The sequence below is a fragment of the Actinobacillus vicugnae genome, assembly GCF_901687125.1.
GTDB lineage: Bacteria > Pseudomonadota > Gammaproteobacteria > Enterobacterales > Pasteurellaceae > Actinobacillus > Actinobacillus vicugnae.
The window spans coordinates 12,295-36,813 of the sequence record NZ_CABFJY010000001.1; the positions used below are offsets into that span (position 1 = coordinate 12,295).

Below are 24,519 nucleotides of genomic sequence, written 5' to 3' on the forward strand. Positions count from 1 at the left end.
AAAAGCCACCGTGTTGGTGGCTGTTCTGTTATAGCTTTTCAATAAAACTTGGCAACCATTCTTCTGCCGTTTCATCGTGGTCAAAGTTGTTTGCTACATCAATTCGTACTGATTCACAAACTAATGTTGCTCCTTTGGCAGTTAGCGCTTCTTCAACGATATCCACTGAGTGGCAGAAGGTGTCATAATCCGTGCTACCTAAGCCAACCACACCAAATTTCATTCCACTAAAGTCTAAATCGCTTGTTGCAATCTCATCAAATAACTGCTTGATATTGTCAGGCAATTCGCCTGCGCCATGCGTGGAGGTGACCACAATTAAATGTGTTTGTTGCTGAATATCAGAGAGTGTTGCTTGGTTGAATAATTCCACCGCAAAGCCCTGCGAGGTTAAACAGCTTTCGAGATGATCGGCCACGTATTCCGCCCCGCCTAAAGTGCTACCTGTAATAATACAAATTGATTTAGTCATAAAATTTCTCAATAAAAGGATAGAAACTTGGTTATTGTAAGCGATAATTTATGACGTGCAAGCGGTCAATTTTCATAAAAATTTTGCTTAAATTTAAAAATTTAATGCTGAAATGCAGCAACTAGACGAAATCTTTCTCGCTTAATGCATAGAGAGGTAATGTTGTATGTGATGTATTGGCAGTTATATTGTTTGCCTGAAATAACTAAAAGTTATAAAAAATAGCTCCTTATCCTTTCCTTTTCCTTCATATTAGATCAACAATCCATTCAACTTTTTTAAGCATTTTGTCTTCACCTCACCTACTACTTACTATGAATTGGTCTTACGTTATTAATGCGATTCCACGCTTTATTGACGCAGCAATCATCACGCTCCAGCTTTCTATTTGGGGGATTTTGCTGTCGTTGATCTTTGGCTTGTTGATTGCAGTTATTACCGCTTATCGAGTTAAGCCATTAGAGGGTTTGGTTCGAGGTTATATTGAGCTATCTCGCAATACCCCTCTTCTTATTCAACTTTTTTTCCTTTATTACGGCTTACCCAAAATTGGAATTAAATGGGACGGTTTTACTTGCGGTGTTATTGCGTTGGTCTTTTTGGGTGCAAGTTATATGGCGGAAGCACTACGGGCTGGATTGCTTACTGTGCCAAAAGGGCAGGCTGAAGCTGCAAAAGCAATTGGGCTAAATCAAGTACAAGTGTTTCGTTATGTGATTTTCCCGCAGGCGTGGGCTGTTTCTATGCCAGCAATTGGGGCAAATGTTCTGTTTTTGATCAAAGAAACTTCGGTGATCAGTGCGGTTTCAGTGGCGGAGTTAATGTTTGTCACCAAAGATATTATCGGCATGGATTACAAAACCAATGAAGCACTGTTCTTACTGTTTGCGAGCTACTTAGTAATTTTGTTACCGATTTCATTGCTGGCTCGTCACTTTGAAAATAAAGTTCGGAGTGCAAAATATGGGATTTGATTGGTTATTTGAGGGGCAAAATGCAGCAAGATTAGCACAAGGTTTATGGATTACTGCACAGATTTCATTTATTTCAGTTGCCTTATCGCTCGTTTTTGGAACCTTATTCGGTTTATTAATGCGAGCCAATCATATTGTCGTGCGTGCGGTTTGTCGTTTTTATTTAGAAACGATTAGAATTGTGCCTATTTTAGTTTGGCTGTTTGCGTTTTATTTTGGGCTATCCACTTGGTTTAATTTGCATATCAGTGGCTTCTGGGTTTGTATTTGGGTATTTGTGTTATGGGGGATTGCCGAAATGGGGGATTTGGTGCGTGGGGCGCTTGCTTCGATTGAGAAACACCAAATTGAATCAGCAAGAGCGCTGGGCTTAAACCGTTGGCAAATTTTCCAATATATTGAACTGCCACAAGGCACACGCCGAGTTTTACCTGGTGCGATTAATTTATTTACACGTATGGTAAAAACTAGTTCACTAGCGGCATTAATTGGCGTAATTGAAATGGTCAAAGTGGGACAACAAATCATTGAAAATTCGTTACTAACGAACCCAAGCGCTTCATTTTTTGTCTATGGTTTAATCTTTGTTTTATATTTTGTAATTTGTTATCCACTATCTTTGTTAGCAACACGTTTAGAGCATAAATGGGAGAGCTAAATGGCGTTACTTTCTATCCGTAATTTACATAAAAAATATGGCGAAACGGTCGCAATTCCTAATTTAGATTTAGACTTGGCAAAAGGCGAAGTCGTGGTAATTTTAGGGCCTTCAGGCTGTGGTAAAAGCACTTTATTACGTTGCGTAAATGGCTTAGAAGAAAAACAAAGCGGTAGCATTGTGATGCAAGGTGTTGGCGAATTTGGCAAAGATTTAAGCTGGGAAGCGTCTCGCCAAAAAGTCGGAATGGTATTTCAAAGTTACGAGCTTTTTGCGCATTTAAATGTGATCGACAATATTTTATTAGGCCCACTTAAAGCACAAAAACGCTCACGCCAAGAAGTAGAAGCTCAAGCAGATAAATTGCTGGCAAGGGTCGGCTTGTTAGATCGTAAAACAGCATTTCCTCGAGAATTATCAGGCGGGCAAAAACAGCGGATTGCGATTGTGCGTGCCTTATGTATGAATCCAGAAGTGATTTTATTAGACGAAATTACTGCAGCGCTAGATCCCGAAATGGTACGAGAGGTATTGGACGTGGTGTTAGAATTGGCAGAGGAGGGAATGTCGATGCTGATTGTTACCCATGAGATGGGCTTTGCAGAAAAAGTAGCTGATCGAATTGTGTTTATGGACAAAGGTGTCATTATTGAGCAAGCACCGCCACAACAATTTTTCAAACAACCGCAAACTGAACGAGCTAAACAATTTTTAAGCGGAATGGATTATTAATTAGTAAAACAAGCGGTCGAATTTTACCTACTTTTTGCAAATTCGGCTGAACTTCATGACTTTATGAAACAGGAGCCTTTATGAAACTCACAACCACACTTAAAACCTTATTAGCAAGCGCAATTGCAGCGTTTGCTTTAACTGCTTGTGATAATGCGGATAACAACACCGTAAAAGATAGCGTTACACAAATTAAAGACAACGGTGTGATTCGCATTGGGGTATTTGGTGATAAGCCGCCATTTGGTTATGTTGATGTAGAAGGCAAAAACCAAGGCTTTGATGTTGAAATTGCCAAAGAAATTGCGACCGACTTACTTGGTAGCCCAGATAAAGTGGAATTTGTATTAACAGAAGCAGCAAATCGTGTTGAATATCTCAAATCAAATAAAGTCGATTTAATTTTAGCAAACTTCACCAAAACCCCTGAGCGTGCCGAAGTTGTGGATTTTGCTTCACCTTATATGAATGTGGCATTAGGCGTGGTTTCGCCAAAAGGTGCGCTGATTACCGATCTAAAACAGCTTGAAGGTAAAACCTTATTAGTGAACAAAGGCACAACAGCGGATGCTTATTTCACCAAGAATCACCCTGAAATCAATCTATTAAAATTCGATCAAAATACCGAAACTTTTGATGCGTTGAAAGATGGGCGAGGAGTTGCACTGGCGCACGATAACGCTTTAGTATGGGCTTGGGCAAAAGAAAATCCAATGTTTGATGTTGCGATTAGCAGTGTCGGCCCAGCAGAGCAGATTGCCCCCGCTGTGCAAAAAGGCGATAACGTATTGTTAGAAGTAATTAATAAAGCAATTGCGCAATTAAAAGCAAATGGTAAATTAAAAGCCGCTTACGAAAAAACATTAGTGCCTGTGTATGGTGATAAACCTGAATTACTTGCCCAATAAGCGTTCAAACATATAAGTTATTCTCATTCGCAAAGCCCGAGGAAATATCACGTTTCTTCGGGCTTTTTGAGTGGCTCAAATTTACTTTATCGACGCTAAAGAGTAAACTCTATACTTTGTAAGTAATTATTTACGACCCTAATTTTAAACGATTTAAACCATGGCAAAATCTCTTATTTTCTCACGTGGAATTTTGAAAATTCCGCACCTCAATGCTTTCTTACATGATAGTGAGGTGATTGCTTTTCCTCGAATTGGAACGGCTCCTCGAGTTGATAGTGTGATAGGCTGGGGTTTACGGCCATCCACTCAAAAAGCACGAGAGTATGCTCAAAAACATGGGTTGCTATATATTGCTTTAGAGGATGGTTTTTTACGCTCATTAGGTTTGGGTGTAATGGGCTATCCGCCATTCTCCATGGTTTATGATGATGTGGGGATTTATTACGATACCACTCGTCCTTCTCGTTTAGAGGCGCTGATTTTAAATTCGCATCTTTCTCCAGAACAAATGCGTGAAGCAGAACGGGCGATTTGGCTAATTCAACGTAATCAGCTTTCTAAATATAATCATAACGCCGATTTTGCAGAATCTGTGGATAAGTCGACCGCTATTGTGTTAGTGGTGGATCAAACCTTTGGCGATATGGCAGTGAAATATGGCTGGGCAAGTGAAATTCATTTTAAGCAGATGTTAGATGCTGCAATTCGGGAAAATCCGAATGCGCAAATTTGGGTAAAAACCCATCCTGATGTCCTTAGTGGCAAGAAAAAAGGCTATTTAACCAATTTGCATCATTATGGTGACCGTATTCGCTTATTTGCCGAAGATGTAAACCCGATTTCATTACTGAAGCAAGTGCAAAAAGTCTATTGCGTTACTTCGCAAATGGGGTTTGAGGCGCTATTGCTGGGCAAAAAGGTGGTTACCTTTGGTATTCCATGGTTTGCAGGTTGGGGGGTGACGGACGATAGACACCCAGATCTTGAAATTTTAAAGCTAGAACAGCGCCGTAAAAATCGTTCGTTTATTCAGCTTTTTGCAGCAGCTTATTTGCAATATAGCCGCTATATCAATCCAAATAACGGTAAGATCGGTACAATTTTTGACGTAATAGATTACTTAAGCAAAACTAAAGCGTTGAATCAGCGTCTAAGCGGAAACCTATATTGCGTGGGAATGTCGCTTTGGAAACAAGCGGTCATCAAGCCATTTTTTGCTTTGCCGTTATGTAAATTGCATTTTGTGCGTTCGCTAAAACAACTAGAAAATCGACCGCTTGCAACAAACGCAAAATTGCTGATTTGGAGCCAAGGTAAACCTGAAGTATTAGCTTTTACAGAACAGCACCATTTACCGATTTTACGCATGGAAGACGGCTTTATTCGCTCGGTTGGACTCGGTTCGAACTTAGTGGCGCCATTATCATTGGTGGTCGATGATTTAGGGATTTATTTCAATGCACAAACGCCCTCACGTCTCGAAGAAATCTTGCAAAATCAAGAGTTTAGCGAACAAGATTTAGCGTTGGCGAAATATTTACAACAACGGCTAGTACAAGCCAATATTGGTAAATATAATGTTGGGAATGCGGGCTTTCAGTTATCGGTAACGAATAAAAAAACAATTTTAGTGCCAGGCCAAGTGGAGGACGACGCTTCTATTCGCTTCGGTTCGCCACAAATTCAACGTAATCTGGATTTGCTCAAAACGGTGAGATCGCTAAATCCAGAGGCATATATTATTTATAAACCGCATCCTGATGTAGTAAGCGGGAATCGACAAGGCAATGTTGCGCACGAACAAGCGGTCAAATTTGCCGATCAAATTGTCGAAAGTGCGAATATTTTGGATTGTATCAATCAAGTTGATGAAGTGCATACTATGACCTCGTTGGCAGGCTTTGAAGCGCTGTTACGAGGCAAAACAGTACATTGTTATGGATTGCCGTTTTATTCTAATTGGGGATTAACGCAAGACCACCTTCCATTAGCCAGACGCTCACGCCAGTTGCATTTGGAAGAGTTGATTGCCGCAGTATTAGTTTACTATCCGCAATATGTTGATCCTGAAAAGCGTATTATGATTGACGCTAAACAAGCAATCGAAATTTTACAACAGCAAAAACGAACATTAGCGAACAGTGGCATTAAACGCCCTTGGATCGCAAAACAACTTGGTAAATTAAAACATCTTTACCGAGCATTAAAATAAAATTCTCAAAGAGTATTTAACGATGATCAGCCATTATTTAGATGATTTGATTGAGCAATCAAATCGGATTTTGCTATTGCAAGGTCCAATCGGATCGTTCTTCACTGAATTATCGGAATGGTTACAAGCTCAAGATCGTAGCGTATTTAAAATAAATCTAAATGCGGGTGATGAATTTTTCTATCCAAACAGCATCGCTAATACATTTGCTTATCGAGATACATTGGAAAATTTTCCTCAATATTTAACTGCTTTTTGTGCTCAGCACCAAATTGATAGTGTGGTATGTTTTGGTGATAATCGCAAATATCACAAACGGGCTAAAACCGTTTGTCAGCAGCTAAATATCGCATTTTGGGCTTTTGAAGAAGGCTATTTTCGCCCCGATTATGTTACGTTTGAAAAAACGGGGGTTAATGCCCATTCACCAATTCCGTGTAATGCAGACTATTTTCGAGCATTTGAACAGCTACCCGAACCTGCTAAAGCTGAAAATGTTGCGAAAGGCTTTTGTCCAATGGCAAAGCTTGCAATCCAATATTATGTGTCAGCCTATTATCGTCGCCACCAATACCCAGAATATCGTCATCATCGCTTATTGAATGTGTGGTATTACGTGAAGTTATGGCTAATTTCTGGGGTGAAGCGGTTGCACTACTATATGCACGACTGTAGCTTTTCTAAGCGGGTGGAACGAGGCGAATTTGGCGAGTTTTTTATCTTGCCATTACAGGTTTATGACGATAGCCAAATTTTGGTGCATAGTGATTATGCAAGCGTGGAGGCAATGTTACGCGAAGTGCTACACTCTTTTGCAACCAAAGCGCCTAAAAACTTGCGTTTGATTGTAAAGCATCATCCAATGGATCGTGGTTTTATTGATTACGGAAAAGTAATAGATGAGTATATTGCACAATATCCTGATCTAAAAGCACGGATTTATTATATTCATGATGTACCGATGCCAGTATTTTTGCGCCATGGCAAAGGAATGGTTACGCTTAATAGCACGAGTGGTATTTCAGCATTGTTGCATAATATGCCTGTTAAAACGCTAGGACGAGCGAATTATGATTTTGCTGGCTTAACTTATCAGGGGAGTTTAGATGCGTTTTGGGAGAACCCAACCAAACCCGATGAGCATTTGTTTAACGCCTATCGCAAATTCCATTTACACAAAACTCATATTAACGGTAGTTTTTATAACAAAGTGATTTTGCGTTATCCGTATAATCAAACGGAATCTTAATTAACAAGCGGGCAAATTAATCTGCCCCTTACTAAGTTGGACGCTTAGTAAGGGGCAGCGTTTTATGGTTTGGCAATTTAAGGGGCAAAAGTACTTGCAAAAAGATTAAAAAAGTATTTTATATTGGAATAAGGAGATAAAGATGAATAAGAAATATTATTTTAAAAATTTTTTTGCAATTTTTATTATTGTAATATTCCTTGTTTATATGGAAACACAATATATTGTTATGATCTTTTTTTGTTTAAATGCCATATTCTTTCCTATTACAAAATATGCTCTTGAGAAAATATATCAGAATTTTGTTCATGAAAAATTAAAGAGAATACCACCTGGCTATCGGAGCGCTCTGCTTAGGCCAATTGAATCCTTTTCATTTACAATAAGCTTTTTTTTAGCCATCCCAATAGCTATATGTTTTTTTATTTACAGTGTAGTAAAAAATGACTAGCAGGTACAAAGACCGCTAGTCAAATTCAGATTATTTAAACAATGAATTATGCATATCTGTTTACTATGCCAAATTTTTCAAAGAACAGCTTGTTTAACTTCAACCAAATTGATTTCATACGCCTAGCGTATAATTTTTATAGATAGACAAAAGCTATAAATTAAAAGGATTGACCTCAGTATAATACCGAAATCAATCCTGTTATTAGTGTCTAATTTGGGGGCAGATTAAATTTCCCAAATATTTTGCAAAAAATCAGAGAAATTTGACCGCTTGTTTTATGTTAGAAAATCACTTCTAAACGGATAAAGGTATTGATGAAATGATTACGATCTTTGTCTTTATCGTTGTAGAAGCTAATTTCTGGTTGAATAAATACCCAATTACGGAAAATAGGTTGGCGGTAGCTAATAAATGGTCCGTAGCTATTAAATTTGGAATAATCTTTATCAAAACGTCCGCCCATAAAGATACCGTAACTTAAACGTTTTAATTCAGAAAAATTGTGCTGACGGTATAAGCTATTGCCCCAACCTGTTTCTTCGTCTACATCATGAGTATATTGGAAGAACGTATGGTTCATCACAAATGTATTATCGCTATCAATATAACGATTTTCTAAATTGGTGCGTAAGTAATGTTTACTGTTTGTGCCGTAACGATAAATTTGTTCTAAACGAGTACCGAAATTCTCTGTAATCTCCCAAGTCTTGCTCAAACGCAAGCGCCCAAAAATATCACCACCCGAACGTAAACCACCGTCTAAATCACTTTCAATACCTAGGCGTTTAATTTGATTCGACCAACGTAAACCGATCGACGCATTATCATTACGAGCTTGGCGAGCGTCGTAACTACGATCTCGTGGTAAGTTACGATAATTTTGTCCAATTTGATTTTTGTCACGCGCTTGGTTTTCTAAATCCTCATCACCAAACACTACGCTAAGGTGTTTTTTTAGTACAGGCAGTTTGATTTTGCCTCGCACACGAGGTTTATACGAAAAGCGGTCGTGTTTATTCCATTGGTTATCTAACATTACGCGCAGACTTGCAGAGGCGGGTTTGTTTGGATCAGTTTCACCTAGCCAATCATTGATACCGTTTGACCAGTCATGTAATTTAGCACGAATGGAATTGTGTTGCTGATCAGCCCAAGTGTTTTCGGTTTGATTGGCAAGCGCAGGAAGAGACAAGGCGCTAAGCAAAGCGATATAGCTAAGTTTGAGATGTTTCATATGCATACTCTTTGGCAAGAAATTTGAATATATCATAGTCTAAATTTACGAATGATTCAAAACAAGCGGTCAAAATTTACCGAAGAATTTGAACGCTTGTTGATCTCTAAAAGCATTTAAAGTTTGATAAATCCATCGTAGATATGGGTGGCATCGCCTGTCATATAGAGCGGATGTCCAACGCCTTCCCACTCGATTTGGAGTGAACCACCTGGTAAATCAACCTGAACATTGCTATCTAATAAGCCTTGCATAATTCCCACGGCAACCGCACCACAAGCACCACTACCGCACGCTTGCGTTTCGCCAGCGCCTCGTTCAAATACACGTAGTTTGATATGGTTACGATTGATCACTTGCATAAAGCCAATATTGGCACGCTCAGGAAAACGTTCGTGGTTTTCTAGCAAAGGTCCAAGCTCATTCACGGGTGCGCTATTAATGTCTTCAACTTGTAAAACACAGTGTGGATTACCCATGGATACCACGCCACATAACACGGTTTGTAAATCGGTACGTAAAATATAATTTTTTTCAAATTTGTTGGCAGTAAAGGGTACTTGTACTGGTTCCCAAATGGGTTCGCCCATATTTACGCGCACTTTTTCTTCACCTTTTAAAGTTAAAATCATTTTACCTTTAGCGGTACTCACGTGAATATCTTGTTTATTGGTTAAGCCTTTTAAGGTAACAAAGCGAGCGAAACAGCGCGCACCATTGCCACATTGTGCAACTTCACTGCCGTCTGCGTTGAAAATACGGTAGTGAAAATCAAGCTCTGGGTCGTAAGGTGGCTCAACCAGTAGTAGTTGATCAAAACCAATTCCTGTATGGCGATCCGCTAATTTTTTGATTACCTCTTCAGTTAAATAGACGTTTTGTGTTACACCGTCAATCACCATAAAGTCATTGCCAAGTCCGTGCATTTTTGAAAATTGCATATTATTTCCTACCATAAAAAAATTTAATTATTGATTCTTATAGCGATTAGTTTTATTTATTGCTATATTAATCACCCTTTTCAAAGATGAGAATGCGCTTTGAGAAGGTTTATCTCTAAGGACGATTCCCTCAAGTATGAGGATTTTTTTACTGAATTACAATGGAGTAATTAAATTATGTCTGCAATGTTTCTTTTGCAATTTGCCATAGTTTTACTATGTATTTTAATTGGTGCCCGTGTTGGTGGTATTGGTTTAGGGGTGTTTGGCGGTTTAGGTTTAGCAATCCTTTCTTTTGTATTTGGCTTAAAACCTGCTGGTTTACCGATCGATGTAATGTTTATGATTATGGCGGTGGTTGCCGCTGCAGCTACAATGCAAGCTGCAGGCGGTTTAGATTATATGATTAAAATCGCAACCAATATTTTACGTCGTAATCCAAAATATATTACTTTTATCGCACCACTGGTAACTTGGACATTCACCGTATTAGCGGGTACAGGTCATGTAGCTTATTCAGTGTTACCAGTTATTGCGGAAGTAAGCCGTCATAATGGTATTCGTCCAGAGCGTCCTCTTTCAATGGCGGTAATTGCATCGCAATTTGCGATTGTTGCAAGCCCAATTGCAGCAGCAGTAGTCGCAGTTGTCGCATTCTTAGAACCACAAGGCATTACATTAGGCGATGTGCTTTCAGTCACTATTCCAGCTACTTTATTAGGCTTAATGCTAGCGTGTGTGTTCGTGAATAAAATGGGTAAAGAATTAAAAGACGACCCGCACTATCAAAAATTATTGCAAGATCCTGATTATGTAAAAGAAAATCACGCTTCAGTAGATCCAGCAGATATTCAAATTAAATCAACTGCAAAAACCTCAGTTGGCTTATTCTTGTTTGGTGCATTATTAGTGGTATTAATGGGTGCAGTACCAGCGCTTCGCCCAGTATTTGATGGTAAACCAATGGGAATGGCACACACGATCGAAATCGTAATGCTTTCAGTCGGTGCATTAATCATCTTATTCTGCAAACCAAATAGCGATGAAATCACAAAAGGTTCAATCTTCCATGCGGGGATGCGTGCGGTGATTGCGATTTTCGGTATTGCGTGGTTAGGCGATACTTTAATGCAAGGGCATATGGACGAGGTGAAAGAAATGGTGAAAGGTTTAGTGGAAACTGCGCCATGGGCATTTGCTTTTGCACTTTTCGTGTTATCTGTATTAGTAAATAGCCAAGGAGCCACGGTTGCGACGTTATTCCCATTAGCGATTGCGATTGGCATTCCAGCACCAGTATTAATTGGGGTATTTGTAGCGGTAAATGGTTATTTCTTTATTCCTAACTACGGTCCGATTATTGCTTCAATCGACTTCGACACCACAGGTACAACTAAAATTGGTAAATATATCTTTAATCATAGCTTTATGTTACCAGGCTTGTTAAGTATGGCATTTAGCATTGCATTGGGTTTATTATTTGCAAATATGTGGCTCTAAGTTTTTATTAGTCAGTTAAAATAAAACCACGAAATATTGAGGTATTTCGTGGTTTTTTATTGGTAATATGATCTGCCCCCTAAAAGTTGGACAGGTTTTAGGGGGCAGATCATGTAATGTGATGGCAATTAGTATTTCAGCGTTTCGCCTTCTTTTGGCACTGCAACTTGCTTCAAGCCTTTCGCTTTCACAAATTCACGCATTTGCTGGCTGCTTACAGTTGTATGATTTACAGAATCCATATGTACGGTAACAAGGTTCGCTTTTGGTGCTACTTTTGCCATTTTTGCCACATCCTCTGTACCCATAATAATGCCACCGTCCATACCTTCGAGCATTGCTTTACCTGTGTTCATCACGATAACTTCAGGCTGATATTGGCTAAGTGCTTGATCAACTGACGCATTCCACACCGTATCGCCCACCACATACATAGTTTTCTCACCATTTGCCTGCATTACAAAGCCCATTGCGTCGCCTAATAACTCAGCTAATTGTGGCATGGCATACATTGCATCTGTACCGTGCTGACCGCCTTTCACACGGCTTAATTTCACGCCGTTAAACTCGGTATTCGCCCCCACTACACGTACGTCTTTAAAACCTTGCGAACGGATAATCTTCGCATCATCTGCATTTTGCACAAAAATTGGTAAATCTTTTGGTAATTTTTCTTGGGCTGCTTTATCCCAGTGGTCATCGTGGGTATGGGTTACAATCACCGCTTGCACACTTTTGATTATCTCATCTGCAGATTGTTTCATCTCAATCACAGGGTTGCGTTGCTTACTGTTTACTGTACCAGCAAAACCTTCATACGCACCTTTTTCCGCTAAATATGGGTCAATTAAAAAAGTTGAGCCACCGAAATTGACCTTCGCTGTTGCATTGCGAACGTGCTGATATTCCAGTGCGTGAGCTGAATTTGTCATTAATAAACCGAGTGTTAATGCTGATAATGTTGTTTTAAGTTTCATCTTGTACCTCTTGCAAAAAAATAAGAAAAATAGACCGCTTGTTGCGGTTTACATTATGGAGTGCATTATGCAGGGAATTTTAGAGCAGAAAAATTGACTTTTAGGACAATAAACGAAAGAATTGGGTCAGATAACAGGAGGGGGCTATGCCACTAAAAATTGCGCTTGTATTGCAACCTAATCTTAATTTGTTTCAGTTTTCGGTGCCGTATGCCATTTTTACCACAGCATTGCCGTCGCCTGATTTATTTACTCTCACGCTGGTGGCAGAGGAGCCGAGTGTGCAGAGCCATTTGCTTAGTGTGCAGGCGGAACGCGGGCTGGACTATTTGGCAGAGGCGGATATTGTGATGATTGCAGGTTGGGCAGCTTTGAACGAACCGCCAAGCGAGGCATTGCGCACTGCGCTAATATCGGCATATCAGCGAGGCGCCTATTTAGTTGGGCTTTGTTACGGCACTTATGCACTTGCCTATACGGGCTTGCTAGACGGTAGACGGGCAACCACACATTGGCACGGTGAAGCAGATTTTCGGGTGCGTTTTCCGCAAATTCAGCTCGATGCGAATGCGTTGTATGTGGAAAGCGACCGCTTGCTCACCTCTGCGGGCACTAGCGCAGGGCTGGATTGCTGTCTTTATTTGATTCGCAAATTTTACGGCGTAAAAATCGCTAACCAAGTAGCACGGATAATGGTTGCTCCACCACACCGAGAAGGCGGGCAGGCGCAGTTTATCGAGCCATTAAAATTGGAAACTTCGCAAAACGATAAATTGTCCGAAGTGTTGCAATATGTACGTGAAAATCTGCAAAAATCACATAATATCGATGAACTGGCGGAAATGGCTCATATGAGTCGTCGCACTTTTACCCGCCATTTTCAAAAAATGACAGGTACAAGTTTCACCCAATGGCTCATTATTGAACGGCTCCAAAAAAGTTTGGAATTATTAGAAAGTAGTGAACTTTCGATTGAGCGAATTAGCGAACAAATCGGCTTTCAAAGTGCGGTCAGTTTTCGCCAACATTTCAAACAACGCTTTCAAGTTAGCCCAAATGAATGGCGACGAACCTTTGGTGGGAATAGCTAAAAAGCAAGCGGTTAAATTCCTCAAAGATTTTGCCATGATCTTCTTTGCACAGCCCAAATAGCGTTTACATTTCATGACCTAGGCAAAAATCCTCGTTAATTCTGTTACAATTCTGTTATCTATTCACTTATTCATTTATCAGCGAAAAACTATGTCGAAACTTAATATTATTTTTGCGGGCACGCCAGACTTTGCGGCTCAACATTTACAAGCGTTATTAGATTCACAGCATAATGTGATTGCGGTTTATACTCAGCCTGATAAGGCTGCAGGGCGTGGGAAAAAACTGCAAGCAAGTCCTGTAAAGCAGTTAGCGGAACAACACAATATTCCTGTTTATCAGCCAAAATCATTACGCAAAGCAGAGGCACAAGCGGAGCTACAAGCGCTGAATGCGGATGTCATGGTGGTTGTGGCTTATGGTTTGATTTTGCCTGAAGCGGTGTTAAATGCGCCGAAATATGGCTGCTTAAATGTGCATGGCTCACTATTGCCTCGTTGGCGTGGTGCGGCGCCGATTCAGCGTTCGATTTGGGCAGGCGATCAGGAAACAGGGGTTACCATTATGCAAATGGATATTGGCTTAGACACAGGTGATATGCTACATAAAGTAAGCACGCCGATTGCCACAGACGAAACTTCTGCATCATTATATGCGAAGTTAGCTGAACTAGCGCCACCTGCGTTATTAGAGGTCTTAGACGGTTTAGCAGACCAAGCGTTTAAAGCGGAAAAACAAGATGAGGCGCTGGCTAACTATGCGGAAAAACTCTCGAAAGAAGAAGCAAAATTAGATTGGAATTTGACCGCTTGTCAGCTAGAACGCAATATTCGTGCATTTAATCCGTGGCCGATTAGCTTCCTTACATTAAAGGTTGAAAGTGTGGAGCAAAGCGTGAAGGTGTATCAAGCAAATGTATTGCCACATCAAGCGAAAGCAGCGGGTACAGTGTTACAAGCGGATAAAAATGGCATTCAAATTGCGACACAAGATGGCGTGTTAAATATCACTCAGCTACAACCTTCGGGTAAAAAGCCAATGTCTGTGCAAGATTTCCTAAATGGACGTGCAGACTGGTTTGTGGTTGGGAAACAACTCTAATATCAGATAGCGGAAAATACTACACACAATGATTATTTTTAGCGTGGTATTTTCCGCTGCAAAAGGAACACAATATGCCAAACATCAACATTCAGAATGCCCAATTTTCCCTAACGTCTTCGCATAAATTATCAATTGAATCATTCCAGATAAACGCCCATGATTTTTGGGTGGTTGTAGGCGGTAACGGCTCTGGCAAAACCGCTTTTGCCCGAGCATTACATCAATCACTTTCATGCTATGCGGGTGAATATCATAATAGCTTTCAACATATCGCTTTACTCTCCTTTGAACAGCAACAAAAAATCATTGAGCAAATTTTTAAAGATCGCAATAACGATGCGATTTCGCCCGATGATTTTGGCTTAAGTGCTCGACAAATTATCTTAAACAGCAGTGAAAATACGCAATTATGCGATGAATATGCGGCAAAATTACAGATTCAGCCATTATTAGATCGCCCTTTTATCCAGCTTTCTACGGGCGAAAGTCGTAAGGTGTTATTTTGCCAAATGCTAGTCAGTCAACCTGATTTATTGATTTTAGATGAGCCATTTGAGGGGCTAGATCAAGCCTCAGTAGCTTACTGGCAACAAGTATTAGCGCAACTGCCCGAACAAATGGCAGTGGTACTGATTTCAAACCGCTTTAACGATATTCCCGAATGCGCTACGCATATTGCGCTACTGGATAATTTACAACTTATTTTACAAGGCGAACGTCAAGAAATTGAACAACAAGCGGTCTATTCTCAACTAAAATTTGCAGAACAAAATGTCAACGCACCTTTGCCAGATAGCGCAGCACCGCTGACGCAATTACCTGCCGATAGCAATCCATTTGAGCTGAAAAATGTGACGATTCGTTATGCTGAAAAAAACATTATTGATAATTTAACTTGGACAGTTGCTCCCCGCCAACATTGGTGGATTAAAGGCCCAAATGGTGCAGGTAAATCAACGTTGCTTTCAATTATTACAGGTGATCATCCGCAAGCCTACGCTAATCACGTCCATTTGTTTGGGCGTCAGCGTGGTTCTGGTGAAACCATTTGGGATATTAAGAAAAATATCGGCTATGTAAGTAGCCAATTACATATGGATTACCGAGTAAATTGTTCGGCGCTAGATGTGATTATTTCAGGCTTTTTAGATTCGATTGGTGTGTATCAACAAGTACCGAGTGCATTGCGCTTAAAGGCGATGGAATGGCTGGAGCGGTTGCATTTAGAAAACTTGGCAAAAAAGCCCTTTCGTTCGCTTTCATGGGGACAGCAGCGCTTGTTACTGATTACTCGAGCGATGGTAAAACATCCGCCAATTTTGATTTTAGATGAACCGCTACAAGGCTTAGACGGCGTTAATCGTAAGCTGGTTAAACAGTTTATTGAGCAGTTGGTGCATAACAGCCAAACTCAGCTATTATTTGTGTCGCATCAAGATGCAGATGCACCAAATTGCATCACGCATTTATTTGAATTTGTGCCGAAGCAAGATGGCGGTTATTGCTACCAACAAAGTGCCCTCTAACGTGCAAGAAAAACCACGGAACCTAACGCAAGCGCCTCAGATTCCGTGGTTAATGATTTGCAAATTTCAGCTGAAATTTGACCGCTTGTTGCCTTCGTTACTCTTGTTTTTCCTCAGCCCGTAACGACATTTCACCAATGCCAAACGGGGTAATTACGCCGTTTTGTTCTAGCAATAATTCGCCATTTTGATTAATGCCTCGTGAAATACCGTGAATTTCACTGCCTTCTGTGACTAATTTCACCGCTTGGTGGCGGAAAATATCAAAAGATTGCCAACGTTCGACATAATGTTCAAAGCCGACAAGCGGGTAAATTTTGAGATTTTTTTGCAATTGGTAAGCAAGTCGGCAAACCAATCCGTTGCGATCAAATTGATAATGAGAGAGATCAGCCCATGGTTGGGTCACGATCTGTTCATCTATTTTGGTCATCCCTAAATTTAAACCAATGCCAATCACTAAATGCACACCATTCCGATCGGCTTTAGTTTCGATCAGAATCCCCCCCATTTTTTTGCCACAATAATAAATATCATTCGGCCATTTGATCTGGATATTTTCCACTTGTTGCGCTTGTAAACTTTCGGCAATCACCAGTGCAACCACCAGACTAAGCGAGGAAATATATGCAGCTTGTTCGGTTAGGTAATGCCATAAAATCGAAAAATAGACATTTTCACTTTGTGGCGAATACCACTTGCGCCCGCGTCTGCCTCTGCCTGCTGTTTGTTGCTCGGCAAGGCAAACTGAGCCTTGTGGCAGACCTTGATAGTGTTTGAGTAGATATTCATTGGTTGAATCAATTTCCTCAAAAACGACCGCTTGGCCGCACAGTAATGCGTTTTGGATTTGGGCTTGATCTAATTTACTCATCGACTTGTTATCTGGTTATTTGTTCGCTATCCACTTCGCCGTGCTTACCCATAAACCGTACTTCTGGGTGAAGCTCTACCCCAAATTTTTCACGCACACGGCGACGTACTTCTTTTGCGAGTGCTACCACGTCTGAACCACGAGCTGCTTGTTTATTGATTAATACCAACGCTTGTTTTTCGTGAACTGCAGCACCGCCGATTTGGAAGCCTTTTAATTCGCATTGATCAATTAACCAACCTGCCGCCAATTTTACTGTGCCATCTATTTGCGGATAGTTTGGGATATTTGGATAAGCAGTCCGAATTTCATGAAATTTTATCGCTTCAATTACAGGGTTTTTAAAGAAACTCCCCGCATTGCCAAACTCATCAGGGTTCGGCAATTTCGCCGAACGTACCGCACACACTTCATCAAACACTTGTTGCGGGGTGACGGTTTGCGGGTCAAATTGGGTTAATGAGCCGTAGCTCAACACAGGTTGCCATGCTTTGGCAAGTTTTAGCCCCACTGAAAGGATCGCTACTTCATCTTTATATTGATGTTTGAACACGCTTTCACGATAACCAAATTGGCACTCCTGTTTGGTTAAACGGAAAATTTCACCCGTGCGCAAATGAATGGCTTCGACAAAATCACAAACATGCTCAAACTCCACGCCGTAAGCACCAATATTTTGGATCGGTGCAGAACCTGCTACACCAGGGATCAACGCAAGATTTTCTAGTCCTGCAATATTATGTGAAAGTGTCCATTTGACGAGTTCGTGCCAGTTTTCTCCGCCTTGTACATGCAGATAATGAAACTGTTCATCTTCATGATGTGCAATGCCTTTTAATTTATTGATCAGTACACAACCGTCAAAATCATCTAAAAAAATTACATTTGAACCTTGTCCTAAAATCAAGACAGGTTGCTGATTTTTTACGGCATTTTGCCACTCGTTGACTAATTGTTCAGCATGGCTAAATTCAACTATTTTGTTGGCGTTTGCGGGTAAATGGAAGGTGTGAAAAGAGGTTAAACTATGTTTCATAAAGGATTAATCCGTAACAAAAATTGTTTGGAGTGTACCATAATTCATAAAAAAAATCCCCAAGTACACCGTACTCGGGGAGCGTAAGATGGCGTGCAAATTTGACCGCTTGTTATTTACCTTCTGTTTTTTTTTCTGGTTTTAACATATCTTCAGGAATAAAACTCTTCTGGATTTTTTCCATATGTGGAAGATTGTGAGCGATACCTTTGTGACAGTCGATACAAGTTTTGCCTTGTTCTTGTGCCATCGCATGCATTTGTTGTGCCACATTTTTTTGTTGAGTGAAGTCCATATCTTCAAAATTGTGGCAGTTACGGCATTCTTGTGAATTATTCGCTTTTAAACGCGCCCATTCACGTTCTGCCATTTCTAAACGGTGTGCTTCAAATTTTTCTTTAGTATCCACTTTGCCAGTGAAATGCGCATAAACTTCTTTTGAAGCGATGATTTTCCGTTTCCATTTATCAATAAATTCGTGTGGTACGTGACAGTCTGAACAGATTGCTTTTACACCACTACGGTTTGAATAGTGTGCTGAAGCACGGTATTCAGGCACAACGTCATTCATATGACAGTCTGAACAGAATTGCTCAGTATTGGTGTGTTCTAAACCTTGGTTAAAACCACCCCACGCTAAAATACCACCAATGGCAGAGATGATAATGAGCGTACCCGCTGCCATTTTACTTGGCGTGCGGAACCAGTTCCAAAATTTCTTAATCATTACCTTTCTCCTTATTTACCTTGCGTTTGACGAATAGTGTCAAATTTATTTTGAATAATTGGGTTTACGTCTGTTTGTTGTACGTGACACTGTAAACAGAAGTAACGACGTGGCGAAGTACCTTCTGTACGTTTGCCATCACGATCCATAAAATGGCTCTCTGGTACACGAGTTGCACCCGTAGTTGGTGCAACCTCTGGGCTATGACAACCTAAACATTGGTTAGTGTTTTTAGTTACTTGTAAGCCACGGATACTATGCGGAACAAGAGGGGGTTGATGAGGGAAAGTAATTGGAATATTTCCTGCATCTTTTTGTGCATTGGTATAAGCAGGAGCAATGCTTTCTACTGTACTATCAATACTTTTTGCCACTTGCGTTTCTGCCACAGCAAATCCCGCCAGTGCGGTAAATAAGAGGGTGAGATATTTTCTCATGTTAAATCACTCCGTTTAAAAATTAAAAATGCTTTATCCGTTTAAATATTTTTTACTTCAATACTGCTTTGAAAACGTGTACCGAATGCGAAAACATTCTCAGCACAAACATCAATACAACGTCCGCAGCTAATGCAATCTTTTGATAACACCACTGTACTATCTTCTGGTTTACTATGTAATGGTATGCGTAAAACTTGTGGTTCTGGGCAGACGTTGTAACAGTCCATACAGCGGTCGCAACGGTTGCGATCTACCACATTGACTTTTAGTACGCTTTTCGCACCAATCAATGCATAACTTGCGCCAATAGGGCATAAATGCCCGCACCAACCGTGTTCTACTACCAGCAGATCAAATAAGAAAATAACTGCTATCAACCATAATGTCGCACCTAAGCCAAATACAAATGCTCGACCTAATGCTGCTACAGGATTGAGCCACTCCCACAATAGTGTGCCTGAAATTGCGCTTCCCACTAAAATCATTGCTAAAATGGCGTAACGCAAATTGCGAGAAATTTTAGCGCTTTGACGAATGCCTAATTTACGTCTAAGCCACGCTGCTGCATCGGTTACCATATTCATTGGGCAAACCCAACTACAAAAGGCTTTGCTAGCAACTACCGCATAAAATGCGATGATAATCAGTGCACCTAAGATCGTTGTCCATTCGGGCAAATAACCTGTAGCAAGGCTTTCTGCTGTGATCAGCGGATCGCTCATCGGCATCGTGTCAAACAACATACTGCCACTATAATTGCCTTTTAAAATCCACACATTCCAAAACGGTCCGCTTAAAAACATTAAGATAATGCTTAATTGGCTCAAACGACGCAGAATCAAAAAGCGATAAGCTCGCCACCAACCTAATTTCTGCCGAGCTTCTAACCCTGCATCTTTCGGCTTGTTTGGTGTATATTTCACTTCAGCCATTATTTCACCCCCTTAATGTTTAAATCTAAATTAGGGAAATGTTCCGCTTCAGGTACTGTAGTAGATTTCGGCACATAATCATAAGTAGCACGGTTTGGCGTTGCGACTTTTTGATTTGGCTGTACTTGCATAAACTGATAAGTCGGTTCATGCATTCCTTCTGGCATTCGTGCATCTAGTGCTGGACGTAAGCCATCTGGGTGTTGGTCTTCCAACAATGCTTTACCTGCATTTTGTTTTTCTTTCCAACCTAGACGGTAATGTCGGCCGAGTAAGCCTTTCGCCAGATTCATTGGTAACACTTTGATTGCCGCTTCTTCTAATACGCAAGCCTGCTCACATTTACCACACCCCGTACAGGCATCTGAATGCACAGTGGGAATAAGTTTGGCGTGAATCTGTGTTCGATCGTTATGAATTCGCTCGAGCGTAATTGCTTTATCCACTAATGGACAAACACGGTAGCAAACATCACAACGTAAACCTTGCCAGTTCAGGCAAGTTTCGTGGTCTAGTAATACCGCTAATCCCATGCGAGCATCATTAATATCGGTTAATTCCTTACTCAATGCACCGCTTGGACAAGCATTCATACACGGAATATCAGGACACATTTCACACGGCTTATCTCGAGCTACGAAATAAGGTGTGCCAGCTTCCATTGGCGAAAGCAAACTAGCCAAATGCAACATATCGTACGGACAAGCCTGTACACATTGTCCACAACGAGTACAAGCTGCGAGGAAATCTTTCTCCTCTAATGCACCTGGCGGACGTAATGCAACCCCTTCTTTGGCATTTGCTTGGTGTTGTTGTAACCCTAAAATTACTCCAACCCCGCAAATTCCTGCAGCGGTTTTCGTTGCATTTTTCAAAAATTGACGGCGATTCGGATCAAGTTTCATAATAATCCTTAAAGTTGGGTTGGGACGCCATGCTTGGCATCCGAACACGGGACACAAAGTATTGTGTCCCTGCCATTTTGGTTAAGCCTTAACCACTTTGACCGCACATTTTTTGTAATCGGTTTCGCCTGAGATTGGGTCGGTTGCATCTAATACTAATTTATTGGCTAACTGACCTGCATCGAAGAAGGTGGTATATACCAAGCCTTCAGGTGCTTTATTACGACCACGAGTGTCTAAGTGAGTGATCATTTCACCACGACGAGTGATTAATTTCACTTTATCACCATGACGTAAACCACGTTTTTTCGCATCCGTTGGGTGCATCCAACATAAGTTATTTGGGAAGGCTCGGTGTAACTCTGGAACACGACGAGTCATAGTACCTGTATGCCAATGCTCCAGTACACGCCCCGTACATAACCATAAATCGTATTCTTCATCTGGGCTTTCCGCTGGCGCTTCATACGGCACACCTAAAATAATCGCTTTCTTATCTGGGTAACCGTAGAACGATACACCTTCACCTGCTTTCACATATGGGTCGAAACCTTCACGGTAACGCCATAAGGTTTCTTTACCGTCTACTACTGGCCAACGTAAGCCACGCACTTGATGATAGGTATCGAAGTCCGCTAAATCGTGACCGTGACCGCGACCAAATTTTGCATACTCTTCAAATAAGCCTTTCTGTAAGTAGAAACCAAAGTGCTCCGCTTCATCATTGATATAACCTGGAACGTTAGTTGGCACTTGGTATTTGTTTACTTCGCCATTGAGGTAAAGCACTTCATAAAGGGTTTTACCACGATACTCAGGTATTTGTGCTAATAATTCTTCGCCCCAAACTTCATCAGTTTTGAAGTATTTTGAGAACTCAACAATTTGCCATAAGTCTGAACGAGATTCGCCAGGGCCTTTTACTTGTTGACGCCAGAATTGAGTACGACGTTCTGCGTTACCGTAAGCACCTTCTTTTTCTACCCACATACAGGTTGGAAGAATTAAGTCCGCTGCCACCGCTGAAACGGATGGGTATGGATCTGATACCACGATAAAGTTTTCAGGATTACGCCAGCCTGGGAAAATTTCTTCATTAATATTTGGACCACCTTGCATATTATTAGTACAAAGTTGCCATAAGAAATTAAGTTTGCCGTCTTTTAACATACGGCTTTGTTGTACTGCGGGATAACCTGGTACAGTAGGAATAGTACCTTTTGGTAATTTCCAAGCTTTTTCTACGATCTCAACGTGTTTCGGATTAGTTACCACCATGTCTGCTGGTAAACGGTGTACGAATGTACCTACTTCACGCGCTGTACCACAAGCAGATGGCTGACCTGTCAGAGAGAATGGACCACAACCTGGGATTGAAATCTTACCTGTTAATAAGTGTACGTTGTACATCATATGGTTTACCCACACACCACGCGTGTGTTGGTTAAAGCCCATTGTCCAGTAAGAAACTAATTTCTGTTCTGGATCAGCGTACATTTTCGCTAATGTTTCTAACTGATCTTTTGGTACGCCAGAGATTTCGTGCGCTTTTTCTAATGTGTAAGGTTCAACAATTTTCTTGAATTCTTCGAAATCAGAATCGTACATTTTACCAGCGGTTTTCGCATTTTTAGCCGCTTGTTGTAGCGGATGCTCTGGACGTAAACCATAGCCGATATCAGTTTCACCACGTTTGAATTTGGTGTGTTTATTCACAAAATCCCAATTCACTTTATCGTTTTGAATAATATAGTTCGCGATATAGTTAAGAATAGCTAAATCTGAATGTGGTTTGAAAATAATTGGCGTGTCCGCAAGTTCAAACGAACGGTGTTCAAAAGTAGACATTACCACGACTTTCACTTTATCGTCTGATAAACGACGGTCAGAAATACGACTCCATAAAATTGGGTGCATTTCCGCCATGTTTGAACCCCAAAGTACAAACGCATCGGTTTTCTCGATGTCGTTATAACAGCCCATTGGTTCATCCATACCAAAGGTACGCATAAACGCCACCGCTGCAGACGCCATACAGTGACGTGCATTCGGGTCGATTGTGTTAGAACGTAAACCTGCTTTCCATAATTTTACTTTGGCGTAGCCCTCAAAAATAGTAGTTTGTCCTGATGAGAACATACCTACTGAATTTGGCTCTTTTTTCTTAAGAATATCTTTCACTTTCTCTGCCATAATGCTGAAAGCTTGATCCCAAGAAACTGGTGTAAAGTCGCCTTCTTTGTGGAACTTACCGTCTTTCATACGTAATAAAGGCGTTTGTACACGGTCTGCACCGTACATAATTTTTGATAAGAAATAGCCCTTAATACAGTTTAAACCACGGTTTACTTCTGCATCTGGGTCACCTTGTGTTGCCACAACACGACCATCTTTCGTACCAACAAGTACACTACAACCCGTACCACAGAAACGGCATGGGGCTTTATCCCATTTGATACCATCATCAGCAGCATAAACATTTTTCACAGGAATTGTCATTCCTGCAGCAGCAGCCGCAGCGATAGCTGCGTTTGCTTTCATAAAATCTCTACGATTGAGTTCCATAATGTTTCCCACGTTTATAAATGATTAAAAAATTATTGTTCATCCAAGTAATTTGAAATAAGCGAAACCACAATCACACCGCTAATTTCTTTTACCTGATCAATTAAATCGGCAAGTGCAAGTTGTCGGTCGCTCTCAAGCGTTACTACTAACTTACCTTCTTCGGCTTTTTCACCGTGAATTTCTGCAAACGGAATCGCAAGAATATCTGCCTTCACTTGCTCAAGTTTGGCTGGTTGTGCTTGTACCACAAGGCTACAAACGTACCAGTTTTTATCTAAATCAAAATTGCTCATTATTTTCCTTATTAATTCTAATTGCCTTGGTTGGACACACGCTCAAGCAAGCGCCACAGCCGTTACAAGCGGTCAAATCCAACACTAAATTTGCAATACCGCCTAAAGCTGGGCGAAAACGAATTGCACGGCTTTCACAGCTATCACCACAAGAACGACATTCAACTCGTTGATTTAACAGGCAAGTTTCTTGCACTTCAATTTTATGAAGCCACGCTTGTTCCGTGATAGGTAAAAAAACATCCGCCTCACAGCTGTTTACACAAGCTTGGCAAAAAGTACATTCGCTACGGCTAAAATCAATTTCAGGATAACCGCCAGCGCCTTTTACGATAATTTGTGTTTCGCAAACGGAAATACACTGATCGCAAGCGGTGCATTTTTGATAAAAATCTGCAAGATTTGTCCATGGTGGGCGTATCGCATTATGCCCCTGTTGCTTGACCTGTTCGGTTTGTAGTGCATTCAAAAAATGACCACGCAAGAAGCTCCGACGAGGGAGAGATTGTTGGCTAAAATTGGACAAAACATCCCCAGTTCAAATCTAATTTAAATGGTTGGCATTATCCGATTTTTACTGGTCAGCTTTTATTACTCTAAGGAGGTATTTGGTTGGGAATGGGGGTAAAGATTGATTATTATCAAAGAATAGTTGAGGCAAGTTTTGTATGTAATGCACAATTTTGGCGATAATTACGAACGGTTATT

At 40.8% G+C, this 24,519-nt stretch carries 23 protein-coding genes; 10 read left to right on the forward strand and 13 right to left on the reverse strand.

Translation table 11 applies throughout. The features are described 5' to 3' along the window. Positions 1-28 precede the first annotated feature (28 nt). The gene (gene mioC, locus F8M47_RS00075) at positions 29-472 is read right to left on the reverse strand and encodes an FMN-binding protein MioC (RefSeq protein ID WP_150538185.1); all 444 of its coding nucleotides are present in this window, start codon (positions 470-472) and stop codon (positions 29-31) included. Positions 473-786: 314 nt separating this feature from the next. Here mioC and F8M47_RS00080 point away from each other — a divergent pair, with 314 nt between their 5' ends. From F8M47_RS00080 to F8M47_RS00105, 6 genes are all read left to right on the forward strand, one after another. Then, positions 787-1,446 (forward strand): amino acid ABC transporter permease, encoded by a 660-nt coding sequence (locus F8M47_RS00080; protein ID WP_150538186.1) that lies wholly within the window; start codon positions 787-789, stop codon positions 1,444-1,446. After that, positions 1,436-2,104, forward strand: a complete 669-nt coding sequence (locus tag F8M47_RS00085; RefSeq protein ID WP_150538187.1) for an amino acid ABC transporter permease — start codon at positions 1,436-1,438, stop codon at positions 2,102-2,104. The genes F8M47_RS00080 and F8M47_RS00085 overlap by 11 nt, the downstream gene beginning before the upstream one ends. After that, the gene (locus F8M47_RS00090; protein ID WP_150538188.1) at positions 2,105-2,836 is read left to right on the forward strand and encodes an amino acid ABC transporter ATP-binding protein; all 732 of its coding nucleotides are present in this window, start codon (positions 2,105-2,107) and stop codon (positions 2,834-2,836) included. Between the two features lie 80 nt (positions 2,837-2,916). Then, positions 2,917-3,744: a cysteine ABC transporter substrate-binding protein gene (locus F8M47_RS00095; protein ID WP_150538189.1), complete on the forward strand. Its 828-nt coding sequence runs from the start codon at positions 2,917-2,919 to the stop codon at positions 3,742-3,744. Between the two features lie 160 nt (positions 3,745-3,904). Continuing rightward, positions 3,905-5,959, forward strand: coding sequence for a capsular polysaccharide biosynthesis protein (locus F8M47_RS00100; RefSeq protein ID WP_150538190.1), 2,055 nt, complete (start codon positions 3,905-3,907; stop codon positions 5,957-5,959). 22 nt (positions 5,960-5,981) lie between these two features. After that, complete coding sequence (locus tag F8M47_RS00105) at positions 5,982-7,208, forward strand: capsule biosynthesis protein (RefSeq protein ID WP_150538191.1); 1,227 nt, start codon at positions 5,982-5,984, stop codon at positions 7,206-7,208. Between the two features lie 734 nt (positions 7,209-7,942). Here the strand turns inward: F8M47_RS00105 and F8M47_RS00110 are convergent. Both F8M47_RS00110 and dapF read right to left on the reverse strand, forming a co-directional pair. Next, the gene (locus tag F8M47_RS00110) at positions 7,943-8,896 is read right to left on the reverse strand and encodes a hypothetical protein (protein WP_150538192.1); all 954 of its coding nucleotides are present in this window, start codon (positions 8,894-8,896) and stop codon (positions 7,943-7,945) included. A 116-nt stretch (positions 8,897-9,012) separates the two neighbouring features. After that, a complete protein-coding gene (gene dapF, locus F8M47_RS00115; protein ID WP_150538193.1) occupies positions 9,013-9,837 on the reverse strand; it encodes a diaminopimelate epimerase in 825 nt (274 codons plus the stop codon). Positions 9,838-10,014: 177 nt separating this feature from the next. Between dapF and F8M47_RS00120 the strand changes: the two genes are divergently transcribed. Next, positions 10,015-11,337: an anaerobic C4-dicarboxylate transporter gene (locus F8M47_RS00120; RefSeq protein WP_150538194.1), complete on the forward strand. Its 1,323-nt coding sequence runs from the start codon at positions 10,015-10,017 to the stop codon at positions 11,335-11,337. Between the two features lie 128 nt (positions 11,338-11,465). Here the strand turns inward: F8M47_RS00120 and F8M47_RS00125 are convergent, their stop codons facing one another. Continuing rightward, positions 11,466-12,314, reverse strand: coding sequence for an MBL fold metallo-hydrolase (locus tag F8M47_RS00125; RefSeq protein ID WP_150538195.1), 849 nt, complete (start codon positions 12,312-12,314; stop codon positions 11,466-11,468). 146 nt (positions 12,315-12,460) lie between these two features. Between F8M47_RS00125 and F8M47_RS00130 the strand changes: the two genes are divergently transcribed. The 3 genes from F8M47_RS00130 to modF all read left to right on the forward strand — a co-directional run bounded on the left by F8M47_RS00130 (position 12,461) and on the right by modF (position 16,036). Next, positions 12,461-13,405 carry a GlxA family transcriptional regulator gene (locus F8M47_RS00130; RefSeq protein ID WP_150538196.1) on the forward strand — a complete coding sequence of 315 codons (945 nt, stop codon included), beginning with the start codon at positions 12,461-12,463 and terminating at the stop codon, positions 13,403-13,405. Between the two features lie 151 nt (positions 13,406-13,556). Beyond that, positions 13,557-14,507, forward strand: a complete 951-nt coding sequence (gene fmt, locus F8M47_RS00135; RefSeq protein WP_150538197.1) for a methionyl-tRNA formyltransferase — start codon at positions 13,557-13,559, stop codon at positions 14,505-14,507. A 74-nt stretch (positions 14,508-14,581) separates the two neighbouring features. Continuing rightward, on the forward strand, positions 14,582-16,036 hold the full coding sequence (modF, locus tag F8M47_RS00140) for a molybdate ABC transporter ATP-binding protein ModF (RefSeq protein ID WP_150538198.1): 1,455 nt from the start codon (positions 14,582-14,584) through the stop codon (positions 16,034-16,036). A 97-nt stretch (positions 16,037-16,133) separates the two neighbouring features. Here modF and F8M47_RS00145 read toward each other — a convergent pair whose 3' ends face one another. From F8M47_RS00145 to napF, 9 genes are all read right to left on the reverse strand, one after another. Continuing rightward, positions 16,134-16,910 (reverse strand): biotin--[acetyl-CoA-carboxylase] ligase, encoded by a 777-nt coding sequence (locus tag F8M47_RS00145; protein WP_150538199.1) that lies wholly within the window; start codon positions 16,908-16,910, stop codon positions 16,134-16,136. Between the two features lie 7 nt (positions 16,911-16,917). Next, the gene (murB, locus tag F8M47_RS00150; protein WP_150538200.1) at positions 16,918-17,946 is read right to left on the reverse strand and encodes a UDP-N-acetylmuramate dehydrogenase; all 1,029 of its coding nucleotides are present in this window, start codon (positions 17,944-17,946) and stop codon (positions 16,918-16,920) included. Positions 17,947-18,058: 112 nt separating this feature from the next. Beyond that, complete coding sequence (locus F8M47_RS00155; protein ID WP_150538201.1) at positions 18,059-18,673, reverse strand: cytochrome c3 family protein; 615 nt, start codon at positions 18,671-18,673, stop codon at positions 18,059-18,061. 11 nt (positions 18,674-18,684) lie between these two features. Further along, on the reverse strand, positions 18,685-19,110 hold the full coding sequence (locus F8M47_RS00160; protein ID WP_150538202.1) for a nitrate reductase cytochrome c-type subunit: 426 nt from the start codon (positions 19,108-19,110) through the stop codon (positions 18,685-18,687). A 41-nt stretch (positions 19,111-19,151) separates the two neighbouring features. After that, a complete protein-coding gene (gene napH / locus F8M47_RS00165; RefSeq protein ID WP_150538203.1) occupies positions 19,152-20,045 on the reverse strand; it encodes a quinol dehydrogenase ferredoxin subunit NapH in 894 nt (297 codons plus the stop codon). Further along, positions 20,045-20,950, reverse strand: a complete 906-nt coding sequence (gene napG / locus F8M47_RS00170) for a ferredoxin-type protein NapG (RefSeq protein ID WP_150538204.1) — start codon at positions 20,948-20,950, stop codon at positions 20,045-20,047. The genes napH and napG overlap by 1 nt, the downstream gene beginning before the upstream one ends. Positions 20,951-21,031: 81 nt before the next feature. Further along, entirely contained in the window at positions 21,032-23,515 is a 2,484-nt protein-coding gene (gene napA / locus F8M47_RS00175; RefSeq protein ID WP_150538205.1) for a nitrate reductase catalytic subunit NapA, read from the reverse strand. A gap of 32 nt (positions 23,516-23,547) precedes the next feature. Then, complete coding sequence (locus F8M47_RS00180) at positions 23,548-23,811, reverse strand: chaperone NapD (protein WP_150538206.1); 264 nt, start codon at positions 23,809-23,811, stop codon at positions 23,548-23,550. After that, positions 23,798-24,337 carry a ferredoxin-type protein NapF gene (napF, locus tag F8M47_RS00185; RefSeq protein ID WP_150538207.1) on the reverse strand — a complete coding sequence of 180 codons (540 nt, stop codon included), beginning with the start codon at positions 24,335-24,337 and terminating at the stop codon, positions 23,798-23,800. The genes F8M47_RS00180 and napF overlap by 14 nt, the downstream gene beginning before the upstream one ends. Positions 24,338-24,519: the final 182 nt, after the last annotated feature.

Coding starts and splice junctions, on each gene's coding strand:
- napH (WP_150538203.1), bottom strand. CDS start 20,045: ATGGCTGAAGTGAAATATACACCAAACAAGCCGAAAGATGCAGGGTTA.
- F8M47_RS00155 (WP_150538201.1), bottom strand. CDS start 18,673: ATGATTAAGAAATTTTGGAACTGGTTCCGCACGCCAAGTAAAATGGCA.
- F8M47_RS00180 (WP_150538206.1), bottom strand. CDS start 23,811: ATGAGCAATTTTGATTTAGATAAAAACTGGTACGTTTGTAGCCTTGTG.
- murB (WP_150538200.1), bottom strand. CDS start 17,946: ATGAAACATAGTTTAACCTCTTTTCACACCTTCCATTTACCCGCAAAC.
- F8M47_RS00105 (WP_150538191.1), top strand. CDS start 5,982: ATGATCAGCCATTATTTAGATGATTTGATTGAGCAATCAAATCGGATT.
- napG (WP_150538204.1), bottom strand. CDS start 20,950: ATGAAACTTGATCCGAATCGCCGTCAATTTTTGAAAAATGCAACGAAA.
- F8M47_RS00095 (WP_150538189.1), top strand. CDS start 2,917: ATGAAACTCACAACCACACTTAAAACCTTATTAGCAAGCGCAATTGCA.
- F8M47_RS00090 (WP_150538188.1), top strand. CDS start 2,105: ATGGCGTTACTTTCTATCCGTAATTTACATAAAAAATATGGCGAAACG.
- F8M47_RS00145 (WP_150538199.1), bottom strand. CDS start 16,910: ATGAGTAAATTAGATCAAGCCCAAATCCAAAACGCATTACTGTGCGGC.
- fmt (WP_150538197.1), top strand. CDS start 13,557: ATGTCGAAACTTAATATTATTTTTGCGGGCACGCCAGACTTTGCGGCT.
- dapF (WP_150538193.1), bottom strand. CDS start 9,837: ATGCAATTTTCAAAAATGCACGGACTTGGCAATGACTTTATGGTGATT.
- modF (WP_150538198.1), top strand. CDS start 14,582: ATGCCAAACATCAACATTCAGAATGCCCAATTTTCCCTAACGTCTTCG.
- F8M47_RS00160 (WP_150538202.1), bottom strand. CDS start 19,110: ATGAGAAAATATCTCACCCTCTTATTTACCGCACTGGCGGGATTTGCT.
- F8M47_RS00125 (WP_150538195.1), bottom strand. CDS start 12,314: ATGAAACTTAAAACAACATTATCAGCATTAACACTCGGTTTATTAATG.
- F8M47_RS00085 (WP_150538187.1), top strand. CDS start 1,436: ATGGGATTTGATTGGTTATTTGAGGGGCAAAATGCAGCAAGATTAGCA.
- F8M47_RS00120 (WP_150538194.1), top strand. CDS start 10,015: ATGTCTGCAATGTTTCTTTTGCAATTTGCCATAGTTTTACTATGTATT.
- F8M47_RS00130 (WP_150538196.1), top strand. CDS start 12,461: ATGCCACTAAAAATTGCGCTTGTATTGCAACCTAATCTTAATTTGTTT.
- F8M47_RS00080 (WP_150538186.1), top strand. CDS start 787: ATGAATTGGTCTTACGTTATTAATGCGATTCCACGCTTTATTGACGCA.
- F8M47_RS00100 (WP_150538190.1), top strand. CDS start 3,905: ATGGCAAAATCTCTTATTTTCTCACGTGGAATTTTGAAAATTCCGCAC.
- F8M47_RS00110 (WP_150538192.1), bottom strand. CDS start 8,896: ATGAAACATCTCAAACTTAGCTATATCGCTTTGCTTAGCGCCTTGTCT.
- napA (WP_150538205.1), bottom strand. CDS start 23,515: ATGGAACTCAATCGTAGAGATTTTATGAAAGCAAACGCAGCTATCGCT.
- mioC (WP_150538185.1), bottom strand. CDS start 472: ATGACTAAATCAATTTGTATTATTACAGGTAGCACTTTAGGCGGGGCG.